General features: G+C 71.8%; 12 protein-coding genes and 1 pseudogene. 9 read left to right on the plus strand and 4 right to left on the minus strand.

Annotated elements, in window-relative coordinates; all coding sequences use genetic code 11:
• Positions 1-122: 122 nt before the first annotated feature.
• A complete protein-coding gene (locus E0F75_RS32055) occupies positions 123-599 on the plus strand; it encodes a peptidase inhibitor family I36 protein (RefSeq protein ID WP_229314464.1) in 477 nt (158 codons plus the stop codon).
• Between the two features lie 227 nt (positions 600-826).
• Here the strand turns inward: E0F75_RS32055 and E0F75_RS32060 are convergent, their stop codons facing one another.
• Both E0F75_RS32060 and E0F75_RS32065 read right to left on the minus strand, forming a co-directional pair.
• Complete coding sequence (locus tag E0F75_RS32060; protein WP_229314465.1) at positions 827-1,189, minus strand: hypothetical protein; 363 nt, start codon at positions 1,187-1,189, stop codon at positions 827-829.
• Between the two features lie 485 nt (positions 1,190-1,674).
• Complete coding sequence (locus tag E0F75_RS32065) at positions 1,675-2,358, minus strand: bifunctional 2-polyprenyl-6-hydroxyphenol methylase/3-demethylubiquinol 3-O-methyltransferase UbiG (RefSeq protein ID WP_229314466.1); 684 nt, start codon at positions 2,356-2,358, stop codon at positions 1,675-1,677.
• 317 nt (positions 2,359-2,675) lie between these two features.
• Between E0F75_RS32065 and E0F75_RS32070 the strand changes: the two genes are divergently transcribed.
• The 8 genes and pseudogenes from E0F75_RS32070 to E0F75_RS32100 all read left to right on the plus strand — a co-directional run bounded on the left by E0F75_RS32070 (position 2,676) and on the right by E0F75_RS32100 (position 11,967).
• Positions 2,676-4,088, plus strand: a complete 1,413-nt coding sequence (locus E0F75_RS32070) for a cytosine permease (protein WP_374115467.1) — start codon at positions 2,676-2,678, stop codon at positions 4,086-4,088.
• Positions 4,089-4,422: 334 nt separating this feature from the next.
• The gene (locus E0F75_RS40785; RefSeq protein ID WP_353963885.1) at positions 4,423-4,515 is read left to right on the plus strand and encodes a putative leader peptide; all 93 of its coding nucleotides are present in this window, start codon (positions 4,423-4,425) and stop codon (positions 4,513-4,515) included.
• Between the two features lie 282 nt (positions 4,516-4,797).
• Positions 4,798-5,601 (plus strand): annotated as a pseudogene (locus E0F75_RS32075) (sulfatase); the annotation flags it as partial.
• A gap of 154 nt (positions 5,602-5,755) precedes the next feature.
• On the plus strand, positions 5,756-6,550 hold the full coding sequence (locus E0F75_RS32080) for an SDR family NAD(P)-dependent oxidoreductase (RefSeq protein WP_229314469.1): 795 nt from the start codon (positions 5,756-5,758) through the stop codon (positions 6,548-6,550).
• Positions 6,551-6,769: 219 nt separating this feature from the next.
• Positions 6,770-9,556 carry a class IV lanthionine synthetase LanL gene (lanL, locus tag E0F75_RS32085; RefSeq protein ID WP_229314470.1) on the plus strand — a complete coding sequence of 929 codons (2,787 nt, stop codon included), beginning with the start codon at positions 6,770-6,772 and terminating at the stop codon, positions 9,554-9,556.
• 45 nt (positions 9,557-9,601) lie between these two features.
• Positions 9,602-9,757 carry a VenA family class IV lanthipeptide gene (locus tag E0F75_RS32090; protein WP_229314471.1) on the plus strand — a complete coding sequence of 52 codons (156 nt, stop codon included), beginning with the start codon at positions 9,602-9,604 and terminating at the stop codon, positions 9,755-9,757.
• Positions 9,758-9,883: 126 nt separating this feature from the next.
• Positions 9,884-11,053 (plus strand): ATP-binding cassette domain-containing protein, encoded by a 1,170-nt coding sequence (locus E0F75_RS32095; RefSeq protein ID WP_374115468.1) that lies wholly within the window; start codon positions 9,884-9,886, stop codon positions 11,051-11,053.
• On the plus strand, positions 11,050-11,967 hold the full coding sequence (locus E0F75_RS32100; protein WP_267499829.1) for an ABC transporter permease: 918 nt from the start codon (positions 11,050-11,052) through the stop codon (positions 11,965-11,967). Before E0F75_RS32095 ends, E0F75_RS32100 begins: the two co-directional genes overlap by 4 nt.
• 58 nt (positions 11,968-12,025) lie before the next feature.
• Here the strand turns inward: E0F75_RS32100 and E0F75_RS32105 are convergent, their stop codons facing one another.
• On the minus strand, positions 12,026-12,880 hold the full coding sequence (locus E0F75_RS32105; RefSeq protein WP_229314473.1) for a DMT family transporter: 855 nt from the start codon (positions 12,878-12,880) through the stop codon (positions 12,026-12,028).
• Between the two features lie 245 nt (positions 12,881-13,125).
• A complete protein-coding gene (locus tag E0F75_RS32110; RefSeq protein ID WP_229314474.1) occupies positions 13,126-14,841 on the minus strand; it encodes an alpha/beta fold hydrolase in 1,716 nt (571 codons plus the stop codon).
• Positions 14,842-14,850 lie beyond the last annotated feature (9 nt).

Here is a 14,850-nt window from a genome sequence, read left to right on the forward strand (position 1 = left end):
GCCCCACGCACGCGGCGGCCCGCCGACCGCGGCACGAACTGCGGTCCGGCACCACCCCGTCCATCCCATCCACCCACCGATTCACCAACCCACCGATTCACCGAACCGAGAAGGAGCACACCATGCGCATCTCTCGCGCCCTCACGACGGCACTCACCGTCGCAGCCCTCACCCTGCTGACCGCCCCGGTCGCCGACGCCCGCGGCGCCGTGCCCGAGGCCGTCGCCGTCGTACCCGGGGCCGCCACGGCACCGGCCGCCGTCGCCCCTGCGGCGGTTCCCGGACCTGACGGCTTCCTCTACGCCTGGGAGCACCCCCACGCGGGCGGCTTCCACTGCCGTTGGAACGGGGAGAACGCCAACTGGGCCGGCTGCCGCGACAAGGTCTCGGACGTCTGGAACAACGGCTACCCCGGCGTCGCCGAGGACGTGAAGCTCTACCGTGACACCGACTGGAACGGCTCGTGGGTCTGCCTCCACCAGGGGCACTCGATTCCCGACCTCGGCGCGTCCGGCCTGAAGTTCTTCAGTCCCGGTCACGGCCAGGGCGAGCTCGTCAACGACCGGGTCGGGTCGCACCTGTGGGTCTCCGCCTGCTGACGTCACGCTCATCGGGTGCCGGTCCGGCGGGAACCCTCAGGAGGGGTATCCCCCGGGCCGGTCCTCGTGTCCTCGCACGTGTGCGAGGACCGGCAACCCTCCGTCGCCGAACTGCGGCCCGGATGCGTGAACATGGCCGTACATCGGCGCGGTCAGCGCCGATGTCGTGCCTTGGCCTCCGCCGGTGTTTGTCGGCGTCCGCCGGTGTTTCGGTGTCCGTCGGTGGATCAGTCGTGCGTCGATTCGTCGGCAGCCGAGCGGCGCCCGCCGACGGAGGCAACCAACGCGTCTGCCACGACCGCCGCGTCTGCCTCCGCGACATCTGCCGGGTACTCCGGCAGCAGATCGTCCCAGACCGGCATCCATGACCCGTACAGCTGGGTCTGCCCCTCGGGCCGGGCGAAGAACCAGATGTGCAGGTGCGCGCCGCCGTCCCCGATGCGGTAGACGTGGGCTCGCGAGATGTGGGGCAGGGCCTGCACATGGCGGACGATGTGGGTGGACAGGACCCCCAGCTCGGCCGCCAACTCGTCGGGCAGGTCGTCCATGTCGTAGTGCTCCAGCGGATGCAGCATGAGTACCAGCGGCACACCGACTCCCGGGATCCGCGTGAGCCGCCAGCTGTCGTTGAACCAGATCCCTTCGCCTCGGTCACGGCACGCGTCACAGTTCGACGGGTCCTCGCCGTGTCGCGGAGGCTCGGGCAGAACGGGAGGGCGCAGGGGCGAGACGCGCAATCCGTCCGCTTCGAACGGGCTGATACTCCACCCTGTCATGCGCGCGAGTGGGAGCCGACGCTCGGCATCGGCAGCGGCGAGCGCGTGGTCGTAGAACTCGTCAGGTCGCAAAGCCATGGCGCGAAGACTAGTTCGACATCGAGCCCCGGTGCGGACCGGGGTGGCCACGTTCCTCCCTGGTGGGGAGATCGCGACGGGTTGTGGATCACCTGCGGATCCGCCCATTCGCGGAGCATCCGGGCGACCCACAACCGCTCAGCACATGTGTGAGGGCCCTCCGTCGCCGTCCACGCCGGCGGGGGCGAGGAAGTCGTCGTCTCCGAGCGGCTGTTGCACGATCAGCGCAGTCGGCGGGCGCGCAGCACCAGGTCATCCGCGTGGTGCGTGCCTGCTCCGCCGTCGGGTGCCACGCGGGCGCGCTGCTCGTCCACCTCCACCACCCAGTCGTCGCCGAGGAGGGCCGTGACCGTCGAGGGCCAGACGTAGTCGGCCGGGTCGAAGCCGCTTTCGTCCGGCTGCCGGGTGTCCATTCCGGCGTGGTGGACGAGCAGCAGCACACCGCCGACCGCGACGGCCGCGATCAACGCTCGCTCGGCGGCGGCGTCCGGAGTGCGCAGCAGCGCCGGGTACTGCGCGGAGACCAGGTCGAAGGAGGCCGGCGGGAGCGCCGCGTCCGTCAGTGTGGCGTGGACCCAGCGAACGGCGACGCCTGCGTCTCGTGCGTGCCCGGCAGCCCGCTCGAGGGCCACGCCCGAGACCTCGATCGCGGTCACGTCCCATCCGTGGTGCGCGAGCCAGACGGCGTCCGCGCCCTCACCGCAGCCGACGTCGAGAACGCGCCCGGGGGTGAGCCCGGCGAGCTCTGCCACGAGCGCACCGTTCGGCCGGCCGCTCCAGAGTTGTTGCCGGTCGGCGTACCGGTTGTCCCACTCCGCCTGCACTGCGGGGTCTCCTACGTATCCGTCGACGGGGGGCGTGGGAGCGTCGGACGCGGGCGATCCCGCTGCGATGTTCTCGGTCACGAACCCACCATGCCCATCCGGCCGCTCTCATGCCGCCACTTTTGCCGGTCCGGCAAAAACGGCGGCCGAGTCGGCGTCGAGGGGGGCGAGCACGGGCCGGCGCAGCCGCAGCCCCAACCGAGCCCAGGCGGCCGGTCCGAGAGCGAGGCAACCTTTTTGAAATTCTCCATTCAGGATCTTGATACCTGTTCAGTCCTATGCGAGATTCGGCGCACGCAGCACGTGTCAACGGCTGCGCTTCGTCCGGACACACCGGAATCGCTGCGGGAGAGGTCTCCACCATGCCGGTCCAGCACACCCCCGGGGAGCGACTCTCGATGGAGACTCGCACCATCGAGGTCATTCCCGACGCCGAGCGGCACGGCACGCCGCGTAGCCAGTTCACGCTGTGGTTCGGCGCCAACATGCAGATCACCGCGATCGTCGACGGCGCGCTGTCCGTCGTCTTCGGCGCCGACGCGCTGTGGGCGATACCCGCGCTGCTGATCGGAAACCTGCTCGGTGGCATCGTGATGGCGCTGCACTCCGCGCAGGGACCGCGGCTCGGCGTCCCGCAGATGATCTCCAGCCGGGCGCAGTTCGGCGTCCACGGGGCGGTCCTGCCCCTGCTGTTGGTGATTCTCATGTACCTCGGCTTCGCCGCGACCGGCAGTGTCCTGGCCGGCCAGGCGCTGTCCGAGATGCTGCACATCGACAACACGGACGCCGGGATCCTCATCTTCGGCGCGCTGACCGCCGTGGTCGCGGTCACCGGCTACCGCCTCATCCACATCGCAGGCCGCATCGCCACCGTCGTCGGCGTACTCGGCCTCGGCTACCTTCTGGTGCGGCTGTTCACGCAGTACGACGTCGGCGCGCACGTCGGGAACAAGGGCTTCGAGACGGCGACCTTCCTCCTCGCCGTAGGGCTCGGCGCCGGCTGGCAGCTGACCTTCGGCCCGTACGTCGCCGACTACTCGCGCTACCTGCCGCGCGACACCAGCATGCGCGCGACGTTCTGGTCCACGTTCGCCGGCTCGGTCATCGGCTCCCAGTGGGCCATGACGCTGGGAGCGCTCACCGCCGCCGTCGCGGGCAAGACCTTCCTCAGCGACCAGGTGGGCTTCCTCGGCGACCTTGCCGGGCCCGCGGTCCTCGCCGTCCTCATCTACCTGGTGATCGTGGTCGGCAAGCTGACGGTCAACTGTCTCAACGCGTACGGCGGCTTCATGTCGATGCTGACCACCGTCACCGCGTTCGACGGCCGTTCGCGCATCTCGGCCGCCGCCCGTGCCGCCTACATCGTCGGCTTCACCGCGGTGTCGATGGTCATCGCGCTGGCCGCCAGCGACGACTTCCTGAACAACTTCAAGAACTTCGTGCTCCTGATCCTGATGGTGTTCACCCCGTGGAGCGCGATCAACCTCGTCGACTACTACCTGATCTCCCGCGAACGCGTCGACATCCCCGCCCTGTACGACCCGGACGGCCGCTACGGCCGATGGAACGTCACCGCTCTGACCTGCTACGTCGTGGGCGTCGCCGTCCAGATCCCGTTCCTGGCCACCAAGCTGTACACCGGTGCGATCACCAAGAGGCTCGACGGCGCCGACATCTCGTGGATCGTCGGGCTCGTGGTCACCGCGGCCCTGTACTGGCTGTGGGTCCGGCGCACGGCCAACCCGCCGGCCGAGACCGTCCACCCGGCCGTCACCGAGGCCGGCGACGACGCGACGGCGCCCGTCGGCTGACCCGTACGACACGCCCCCACAGGGCGGCGGCGTCGGGCGAGAGCGGTGCGACCGCTCGGCCCGACGCGACGCCGCCCGCGTCCCACCACACTCCTGGGCCTGGGCCTGGGCCTGGGCCGCGACGCGACGCGACCCAACTCCTGCGCAGGGACTACGGCGCAGGGCACCAGTGCGTCACAGGGCACCAGCCATACAGCCGCCGGCCGGAAGTCCTGGCGCGCCGAGCCAGTCCGGCCGGGGCGGATCCGCCGGCGTTTCGATCATGCGAACTACGCGCGTCGACCTGCCCGTACGCCGTTGACGGCCCCGTCCGGCTCGACAAGACTCCTGCCCCATGCAGCCCCTGCGTGACCCCTCGGTCACCCGCGTCCAGCGCCGACACGTGGACCTCGTCCGTGTCGCGAGCGCTGTCTGTCGCTGCCCCTGACCGGTCGCGCCTTCCCACACACCCCGCGCCCACGCTTCCTCCGCTCACCCCGTCCACCGAGCCCCGGAGGCATGCCCGCACGCCCTCCTGGAGACCTCTATGTCCACGCCCCTGTCCCGCCGCGCCCTCGGCGGGGTCGCCGCCGGTGCCGCAGCTGCCGCCGCCCTCGGAGCCACCGCGTCCGCCGCACAAGCAGCACCCGCGGGCGACGCGCGGGAGCGGCCGTTCCGAGCCGCGCACCCGCGCCGCCACTCACGACGACCCAACATCCTCTTCATCCTGGGCGACGCCGAGTACAAGGACCTGCGCTACTACACCCGGATCCTCACCGAGCGGGCCGGCGAGTACGTCAGCCGCGACCACGACAGGCCCTGGCTGCTCAACCTGAACTTCACCACCCCGCACTGGCCTTGGATAGCCGACGGCGACAAGGAGGCGAGCGACGAGATCGTCCGCCGCATCAAGGCCGGCGACCGCTCCGCCCTCTGGCACCAGGACGGCGGCTCCGTCGAGAAGTACAAGGAGATGGTCGAGGACCTCGACCGCTCGATCGGGCAGGTCCTCAAGGCGCTGAAGCGCTCCGGCCAGGAGCAGGACACGCTCGTCTTCTTCGCCAGCGACAACGGCGGCGAGCGCTTCTCCTACAACTGGCCGCTCGCCGGCAACAAGGGCTCGCTCCAGGAGGGCGGCATCCGCGTCCCCTCGATCCTGCGCTGGCCCGCCGGGATCGACAGCGGCCAGGTCAGCGACCTGCCGGTGTTCACGCCCGACTGGACGGCGACCCTGCTCGACCTGGCCGGGGCCCGCCCCCATCCCGCGTACCCCCTCGACGGCACCAGCCTCGCCGGGCATCTGCTCCGCGGCGCCGACGTACCCGAGCGGGATCTCTTCTGGCGGGTGCGGGGCGAACGGGCACTGCGCCGCGGCGACTGGAAGTACTACCGGGGCAAGTCCGGCCGCGACCAGCTCTTCCACCTGTCCGAGGACTCCCGCGAGCAGGCGGACCGGGCGCCGTTCGAGCCGGCGCGACTCGCCGAGCTGCGGGCGGCCTGGGAGCGGATCGACGCGGGGCTGCTCCGCTACTGAGCCCTGACGGCCCGGCCGGCGGGCCCCGCCGCGCCGAGTGGGCCGTACGTAGGGTGATGCAGGGATTCCCGGTGCTCTCTGACACCTGGCGGGTACAGGGGACGGGTAGTGGTGACCGACGCACGCATCGCGTTCTGTAAGGAGCCCGTCCCCCATGCTCATCGATCTGACCCGACGTACCGCGCTGGTCACCGGCTCCACCCAGGGGATCGGCGCCGCCATCGCCACCGGGCTGGCTCGGGCCGGAGCCCGCGTCGGCGTCAATGGGCGGACCGAGGAACGCGTCGAGCAGGCCATCGCGAGCATGCGGGCCGAGGCCCCCGACGCGGATCTGGTTCCGGTGGTCGCCGACGTCGCCACCGAGCAGGGCGCGATGCTGGCCGCCGAGGCGCTGCCGCACGTGGACATCCTGGTGAACAGCCTCGGCATCTTCGGCGAAGCCGACCCGCTGAAGATCAGCGACGACGAGTGGCGGCGCTACTTCGAGGTGAACGTCCTGGCCGCGGTGAGGCTCATCCGGCAGTACCTTCCCGGCATGAGCGAGCGCGGCTGGGGGCGGATCCAGAACATCGCGAGCGACTCGGCGGTGGTGATCCCCGCCGAGATGATCCACTACGGCATGTCCAAGACGGCCCTCCTGGCGGTCACGCGCGGCTTCGCCAAGCAGGCGGCGGGGACCGGTGTCACCGTCAATTCCGTCATCGCCGGCCCCACCCACACGGGCGGCGTGGAGCAGTTCGTGTACGAGCTGGTGGACCGTGCCCTGCCGTGGGACGAAGCGCAGCGTGTCTTCATGCGCGAGTACCGTCCGCAGTCCCTGCTGCAGCGGCTCATCGAACCCGAGGAGATCGCCAACATGGTGGTGTACCTCGCCTCCGAGCACGCGTCCGCCACGACCGGCGGCGCGCTGCGCGTGGACGGCGGGTACGTCGACTCCATCCTGCCGTAGCGGAGTTACCAGCTCCACGGGGCTGCGTCGCAGTCGCTTCACGTGGGAGGCGTCCCCGTCGGGGACTCGTGAGCCTCTTTCTGCGCTGGGCGCACCCGTGGGCCGCGCCGTCGCGCTGAGCGCTCGCTGGATCAAGTGAATACGGGCGGGGGCGTGTTGGTCCGGTGATGCCGCCGGGCACCTTCCGGTCAGCGGACCTCACCGTCGAGAAGGACACTGATGACGAGCCAGGCTACCGAAGTCGAACTGGAAGGCCTTCTCAACAAGGCGCTGCACGCCACGGGTACGGGCGCACGTTGGGCGGCCGAATCGGACGAGATGTGGTGCCGTGTCACGCCCGGGTCGGCTACACGGCGCGAGCAGGGGTGGAAGCTGCACCTGTCGGCGACGGCCGCCTCCGCGCCGGCCGTCCTCGAGAAGGCCCTGGATGTGTTGCTGCGGGAGAAGTCCGCGTTCAAGTTCGCCCGGTCGCTGGACCAGGTGAGTGCGCTCAACTCCCGTGCCACGCCGCGGGGAAGCTCGGGCAAGTTCATCACCGTCTACCCTCGCTCCGACGCCGAGGCGGCCCGGCTCGCCCACGAGCTGCACGGGGCCACGGCGGGGCTGGCCGGTCCTCGGATCCTGTCCGACCAGCCGTACGCCGTGCACTCGCTGGTGCACTACCGATACGGCTCGTTCGTCGGCCGGAGGCGGCTCTCGGACGACGGCCTGCTGGTGTGGTTCATCGAGGACCCCGACGGCAATCCCGTGGAGGACAAGCGCACCGGCCAGTACTCGCCGCCCTCTTGGGCCGTCTGCCCCTTCCCCGCCACAGTTCCCGTCGTACCGCGCGCGGCGGAGGGGTCCGACGGGGCGGACGGTGCGGCAGCGGCGAGTGCTCCGGTGCTGCTCGGCGGTCGTTTCGCTGTACGAGAGGCGATCCGGCACACCAACAAGGGCGGCGTCTACCGGGGCAGCGACGTCCGTACGGGCGCCCCCGTGGTGATCAAGGAGGCCCGGCCGCACGTGGAAGCCGACGCCTCAGGCTGCGACGTCCGCGACTGGCTGCGCGCCGAGGCCCGGACACTGGAGAAGCTCAAGGGCACGGGGCTGGCTCCGGAACCGCTGGCGTTGTTCGAGCACGGCGGGCACCTCTTCCTGGCCCAGGACGAGGTGCCGGGCGTCACCCTGCGCACCTGGGTCGCCGAGCACTTCCGTGACGTCGGAGCGGAACGCTACCGCGCCGACGCGCCGGCCCAGGTCGGGCGCCTGGTGGACCTGGTAGCGGCGGCGCACGCGCGAGGCTGCGTCCTGCGGGACTTCACCCCCGGCAACGTCATGGTCCGTCCGGACGGTGAGCTGCGCCTCATCGACCTCGAACTCGCCGTCCTGGACGACGAGGCCGCCCTGCCCACCCGCGTGGGAACCCCCGGCTTCAGCGCCCCCGAACGACTGGCCGACGCCCCCGTCAGCCCGACGGGCGACTACTACAGCCTCGGTGCCGCCGCGTGCTTCGTCCTGGCCGGGAAGGTGCCGAACCTGCTGCCCGAGGAGCCTGCCACCAGGGCCACGGAGCAGCGGCTCGCCGCGTGGCTGACCGCCTGCACGGGACCGCTCCGGCTGCCGGACGGCCTCGCGGAGATGGTCCTCGGCCTGATGAAGGACGACCCTGCCGAGCGGTGGGACCCGACCAGGGCGCGCGAGGCCCTCCGGAAGGCGGAGCCCTCGCGGCCACGGAACCCCTCCGCCCGACGCACGCCGCGGAACGACCGCAGTGACGACCGCAATGACGACAACCGTGACGGCAGGCGGAGTGAGGCTCCGCACGACGCGGTGGCCGGGATGGTGGACCATACGGCGACCGGGACTGTCGACCGCGCCGTGGCCGGGATCGTGGAGCATCTCATCGATTCGATGGTTCCCACGGACGAGCGCCGACTGTGGCCCGTGTCCACCCTGGCCGGGGAGTCCGACCCCTGCACCGTGCAGCAGGGCGCGGCCGGTGTCCTGGCCGTACTGACGCGGTACGGGGAGCTCACCGGCGACGACCGCCTGCCCGAGCTGATCGCCACCGCGGGCCACTGGATCGCACGCCGCACCGATCTCCGCTTCCCACGCCCCGGCCTGCACTTCGGCGGACGCGGAACCGCCTGGGCGCTGTACGACGCCGGGCGTGCCGTGGACGACCACGAGCTCATGGACCACGCGTCGGCTCTGGCACTCGCCCCGCAACAGGCGACGCCCCATCACGACATCACCCACGGCAGCGCGGGCAGCGGACTGGCCGCGGTCCATCTGTGGCACCGCACCGGCGATCCGCGCTTCGCCGAACTCGTCGTCGACGCGGCCGACCGGCTGGTCGCCGCGGCGCGGCGTGATCCGTCCGGAGTGGGCTGGCCGGTGCCCGCGGAAGCCGCCTCCTCGGAGGGCGGCAAACGCTACCTCGGCTTCGCCCACGGAACGGCCGGCATCGGCTGCTTCCTCCTCGCCGCCGCGACCGTCTCACGGCGCCCGGAGCACCTGGACCTCGCGGTGGAGGCCGGCGAGCACCTGCTGGCCGACGCCGTGCTGACCGGCGAAGCGGCCCAATGGCCCGCCCAGGCCGCGGACCTGCCCACGGCCCCGTACTGGTGCCACGGCGCGGCGGGCATCGGCAGCTTCCTCGTCAGGCTGTGGCAGGCCACCGGGGACGACAGGTTCGGCGACCTCGCCCGCCGCAGTACGCACGCCGTCATCGAGCGCGCTTCCCGCGCCGCCCTTGCCCAGTGCCACGGCCTGGCGGGCAACGGTGACTTCCTCCTCGACATGGCCGACGCCACGGGTGACCCCGTCTACCGCGCCATGGCCGAGGACCTGGCCCGCCTCATCGTCAGCGAGAGCGCCCACCGCCGTGCCCAGGTGGTCTTCCCCAACGAGTACGGGGACGTATCGACCAGCTGGAGCGACGGATCTGCCGGAATTCTGGCCTTCCTCCTGCGGATCCGTCACGCCGACCCCCGGCACTGGATGGTCCGGTTGCCGGTCTGAGCGGCAGGAAGTCTGCCGCCAGTTCACCGAACGAAGGAGAAACCCATGGAGAGCAACGACATCGAACTGCTTGCCCGCCTCCACGCCCTTCCGGAGACCGACCCCGTCGGTGTCGACGGAGCGCCGTTCGCCGCGACGTGTGAGTGCGTCGGCCTGCTGACCCTGCTCAACACGGTCTGTATCGGCATCAGCTGCGCGTAGGACAGGCACCCACCATCCGGCCGGCGGCCCACCCGGGAAGCCGCCGGCCGGATGCTCCCCTTTCCGCGCGCCCGAGTGGTCACGGGTGGCCACGGACGGCGAACCCGTAGATGAGGACGCGACCGCATGCAGCCACCCGCCGGTGACGAGGACCGACCCGACCAGACGCACCTGCCCGCCGGTGTCGACGACCTCGCCCCCACAGCCCGCATGACGGCCGCCGGCACCAACCCGCCCGTCGCGCACCACGTTCCCGAGCCCGTGTACGCGATCAGCATGCGCGGCCTGGTCAAGAGCTACCCGGGCCCGCAGGGGTCGACCACCCACGCGGTGCGCGGCCTGGACCTGGACGTGGCGCAGGGCGAGACCTTCGCCTTCCTGGGGCCCAACGGCGCGGGGAAGTCCACGACCATCGCCGTGCTGTGTGCCCTGGCCCGCCCCACCGCCGGTCAGGCCACCGTCGCCGGCGCCGATGTGCTCAGCCGGCCCCACGAGGTACGGCGACGGGTCGGCATGCTCTTCCAGCACAGCGCTCTGGATGCGGACCTGACAGCCGAGCAGAACCTCCACATCCACGCACGGCTCTACGGGCTGGCCCGCCGCCATGCCCGCTCGCGCGCCGCGGAGGTACTGGAGACGGCCGGGCTGACCGACCGGCGGCGCTCCCCGGTACGCACCCTGTCGGGCGGCATGCGGCGCCGCCTGGAGATCGCCCGGGCCCTGCTGCACTCCCCCCGGGTGCTGTTCCTGGACGAGCCGACCACCGGGCTCGACCCGCACGCCCGCGTCCAGGTCTGGGAGCATCTGCGTGCGCTGCGCGACCGGCACGGCAGCACGCTCTTCGTCACCACCCACTACCTGGAGGAGGCGGAGAACTGCGATCGCATCGCCATCATCGATCGCGGCCGCGTGGTGGCGCAGGGCACGCCCCTCGCGCTGAAGGCCGCGATCGGCGACGACCTGGTCGTGCTGCGTACCAGTGATGACACCGCGGCACGACGGGTCGTGTGCGGCATCGTGCCGCCGGACCGCGCCCTCACCGCGGACGGCGGCGGGGTCTCCCTGCGAGTGCCGGACGGCAGCACCTGGATTCCGCGCCTGTGCGCGGCACTGCAACGCCACGGCATCGCCGTACACGCCGCTTCCGCAGCCCCGCCCACGCTTGACGACGTGTTCTTCCACCACACCGGCCGCAGCCTCGACACCGCCAAACCCGGCCAGGCACCGGCCGGCCCCATCGCTCCGTGCGCGACCACGCCGTGCGCGAGCACGTCGGAAACCGGCGGCAGCCGATGACCGACCTCACCGTGAAGGCCCCGGAGACTCCCCACACTCCGGACGGCCCAGGTGCTCCGGGTGCCCCTGGCGTCTCCGGCACCTCGGGCATCCACGGCAGCGGGTGGCCGGCCCGGCTCCGGCACGAACTGCGCGCGATCCACGCCTTGGTCCACCGCGACCTGCTGCGCCTGGCGGGCCAGCGCACCCACACCGCACTGATGCTGCTCCACCCGATGCTCTACCTCCTCATCCTGGGAGGCGGACTGGCCGCCCTCATCCCCCGTTCCTCCCTGGGCGTCGGCTACCAGACCTATCTCTTCCCCGGCATGCTGATGATGACGGTGCAGACACCGGCCATCATGGTCGGCATCCGTCTGATCACCGACCGGCAGAGCGGCTACCTGCGGGAGCTCCTCATGGCCCCCGTCAGCCGGGCCACCCTCCTCCTGGGACACTGCGCCGGCGGCACCATGACCGCCACGGCGCAGGGCGCCGTACTGCTCGGCCTCGCCGGCACGGTCGGTCTGCCGTACGACCCGCTCCTCCTCGTCCTGCTCCTCGCCGGGATGATCCTCGCCTCGTTCACCATCACCGCTCTGGCTCTGGCCCTGGCCGTCACCCTCCGCAGGGCGGAGACGTTCCACACGCTCCTCGGCCTGATCATGATGCCGCTGCTGTTCCTCTCCGGCGGCTTCTTCCCCCTGCACACTCTGCCGGGCTGGGCCCACACTCTCGCCGCCGCCAACCCGCTCGCCTACGCGGTGGACCTGCTCCGGCGCTGCATCACCCACCTCGTACCCGACCAGCAGGCCGCCACCGGCATCGAATGGGCAGGCCGACAGCCGCCGCTCCCCCTCGAAGCCGGCCTCCTCCTCGCCACCGGCCTCCTCGCCCTGCTCTGGGCCGCGCGACGCTTCAACCGTCCGGAGTGACACACCGCCGTCCCGAGTGACACGGCCGTCCGTCCCGACACACCGCCGGAGTACGTGGTCAGGTCGTGCCGACGCCGCTGCGAGCCAGCGTGAACACCCCGAGGACGATCAGGGCGATCCCCGCGAGCTGCGGCAGCAGCCACCAGCCCGCCCGCACATGCTCCTCGTACAGCAGGACGCCGAGGCTCAGGCTCACGGTCGCGTCGCCGAGGGTCAGGGCCGGCTGCGAGGCGACGAGCGGACCGCCCTGCATGGCGTGTTCGAGCAGCAGGAGGGCCGCGATCCCCGCCGCACCGAAGGCATAGGTCTGCCAGGCCGTCAGGAAGGCGCCGATGCCGCCGTCGCCGAGGATGTGCATGGACGTCTTCATGAGGGCGGCGGTGAGCGCGTAGCAGATCGCCGTCGCGGCGCCGAGACAGCCGGCCCTCGCGCGCCCGGGCGGTCTGCGCAGTCCGACGGCGGCGAGCGCCACCACCGCGACGGCGCAGACCACCAGGACCGGCACCCAGCGGTCCAGTGCCACATGGGTGCGGTTGCCGGTGGGCGAGGCGGCCGCGAGCGCCACTCCGAGGCCCAGCACGACCCCTGCCACGGCAGCCCAGAGCCGGGCGGGCAGTCGCTCGCGCGTCAGGAGGGTGGCGATCAGCAGGGCGAGAGGAAGTTCCAGTACGAAGAGCGGCTGCACGAGGGCCAGCGGCCCGGTCGCGAGGGCCGCCGCCTGTCCGACACCCGCGGCGATGACGGCGAGGATGCCGGCCAGCCACAGGGGGCGGTGCAGCAGGTCGAGGATCAGTCCGGGCCGGAAGGAGTCGGACTGCGGGACGGTGAGCGCCGCACGCCGCTGGAGCACCGTGGCCAGCGCGTTGCTGAACGCGGCGAACAGCGAGAAGAGGACCGGCAGGACGACGCCCATGAACCGATCCTCACCGGGGCGGCGGCCGACCGGGGGACGACACCGGCGGGCGCCCGTCCGGAGGACCCGGTCGGGCCAATGCGGCTCTCGGACGATGCCGGGCGGATACGGGGGGCGAGGTGCCGTGTTCACCGCTCGGGGCCACACGCCGCGGACGGCTTCGCACCGATGCGCCCGGCCCCCTGCTCCGATGCGAGCAGGGGGCCGGGCGGCCGGGTGTGTCTCCGGTGCGGTGCCGAGCGTGCCTAGGGCGCGATCTCGAACTGCGGCGGCTGGAGGCCCGCCAGACAACGGGTGTCCGGCGCGGCCGGGTCGGCGAAGAACGAGGTGGTGATCGTCTGCGCGCACGGCGAGTCGGCGAAGACCACGTGGGCCACGTAGGGGACCGTGACGGCGTGGGACCGGCTCAGCGTGCGGGCCACGTAGGCCCCGTTGCTGGGTGCGGTCTGGGCGTCGAAGCCGCCGGACAGGGCGAGGGTCGGGATGTCGCTGCGGGTCACGTCCCGGATCCAGGGAGGCGCCGGGGGGACGTCCCAGGCACGGCAGTCGTCGTGGAGCCAGGCGAGTTGCGGGGCGTTGGCCAGCATCGATCGGGGGAACGACGGGAACGCGCGGCGTCCGCCCCGGATGATGTCGGCGCGGCTCTCGTACGGGGTCCACTGGCTGCAGAAGACGCCGTAGACCAGCCCGTGGGCGACCCTTCCGATGGCCTGCGGGCTGTACTTGCCGCCCGCGAGCTGCTCGGCGATCCGCTGCGGGTTGCCGTGGGCGAGTTCGTCGATGGAGCGGGGCACTCCGGCCGCCACGTGGGTGGCCGAGGTGAGCCAGGTGACCAGGTTGCCCCCGTCCAGCACGACCTTCACCGGCTCCGGGTGCACCGGGACCGTGACGGTGGTGGTGATCGGGTCGGCCTCCAGCTCACTGACGAGGCGGAGGAAGGTGGCCTTCAGGTTCGGGTAGCGGGTGTTGCAGGCGGGCTGCTCCGCGCAGGCCTTGAACAGACCGTCGAATCCCTCTCGTGCGGCCTTCCAGGTCACGGCCCCGCCGCCCAGGGACGGCGGCAGGACGCCGTCGATGCCGACCGACCGGATGCCCTTCGGGTGCAGGCGCATGTAATTGAGCGCCAGATGGGTGCCGTAGGAGATGCCGAAGACGTTCCACTGCTTGACGCCCAGCGTCTTGCGCAGGGCGTCGTAGTCGGCCGAGCTCTCGATGTCGTTGTAGGTGCCGCGGTCGGCCCCCGTGCCGTCCACGCGGTCCCGGCATGCCCGGGTCGCCTCGACGTGCAGGCGGCCGGTGGACGGCGCGTTGGAGACGAGACCGAGGGCGCGGGCGTTGAACTCGTCGATGTTCGGACAGGTGAGCACCGGGTCGGCCGAGTAGGTGCCGCGCTGGGACATGAAGATCACGTCACGGTCGCGGTTCAGGTCGCCGGCGAGCGCCATCGGGATCTCGGAGACCGCGTCGTCGCCGGGTCCGCCGGCGAACCACACGATCGGGTCGGGCGCCGGGGTGCGGGACTCCGCGGGCATGATCGCGACGGCGAGGGTGATCCTGCGGCCCTCGTGGGCCCAGGGCCCCTTGGACTCGTTGGGCCCCTTGGGCTCCTTGGGTCCCTTGGGCCCCATGGGCTTGCTGGCTTCCTTGGGTCCCTTGGGCTTGTTGGGCCCCTTGGGCCGGGAGCGGTTCTCGGGCACGGTGAGCGTGCCGCAGCGGGCCCGCGCGAGGTCGGGGATCGGGTCCGCCGTCCTGGGGCAGGGGCCCGGTTCGAAGCGGGCGTCGCCCACCGTACGGGCGACCGTGCCGATCGGACCGGTCGGGCCGGTCGGGCCGTCGGTGCCGGACTCGGCGTGCGCGGGCATCGCGGCCAGGCCGACGACGAGAACACCGGCCGTGGCTCCTGCCAGCGTCGCCGGGAGCCGTCGGGCGAGGCGCCGACGGGGGGTCGTGCGAGGGGACATCGTGCGTCT

Source organism: Streptomyces sp. CB02980 (assembly GCF_014451325.2).
Classification (GTDB): Bacteria; Actinomycetota; Actinomycetes; order Streptomycetales; family Streptomycetaceae; genus Streptomyces.

Excerpts from the sequence above, each read along its gene's own strand:
- E0F75_RS32055 (WP_229314464.1), top strand. The coding sequence starts at position 123 with ATGCGCATCTCTCGCGCCCTCACGACGGCACTCACCGTCGCAGCCCTC.
- E0F75_RS32070 (WP_374115467.1), top strand. The coding sequence starts at position 2,676 with ATGGAGACTCGCACCATCGAGGTCATTCCCGACGCCGAGCGGCACGGC.
- E0F75_RS40785 (WP_353963885.1), top strand. The coding sequence starts at position 4,423 with ATGCAGCCCCTGCGTGACCCCTCGGTCACCCGCGTCCAGCGCCGACAC.
- E0F75_RS32080 (WP_229314469.1), top strand. The coding sequence starts at position 5,756 with ATGCTCATCGATCTGACCCGACGTACCGCGCTGGTCACCGGCTCCACC.
- lanL (WP_229314470.1), top strand. The coding sequence starts at position 6,770 with ATGACGAGCCAGGCTACCGAAGTCGAACTGGAAGGCCTTCTCAACAAG.
- E0F75_RS32090 (WP_229314471.1), top strand. The coding sequence starts at position 9,602 with ATGGAGAGCAACGACATCGAACTGCTTGCCCGCCTCCACGCCCTTCCG.
- E0F75_RS32095 (WP_374115468.1), top strand. The coding sequence starts at position 9,884 with ATGCAGCCACCCGCCGGTGACGAGGACCGACCCGACCAGACGCACCTG.
- E0F75_RS32100 (WP_267499829.1), top strand. The coding sequence starts at position 11,050 with ATGACCGACCTCACCGTGAAGGCCCCGGAGACTCCCCACACTCCGGAC.
- E0F75_RS32105 (WP_229314473.1), bottom strand. The coding sequence starts at position 12,880 with ATGGGCGTCGTCCTGCCGGTCCTCTTCTCGCTGTTCGCCGCGTTCAGC.
- E0F75_RS32110 (WP_229314474.1), bottom strand. The coding sequence starts at position 14,841 with ATGTCCCCTCGCACGACCCCCCGTCGGCGCCTCGCCCGACGGCTCCCG.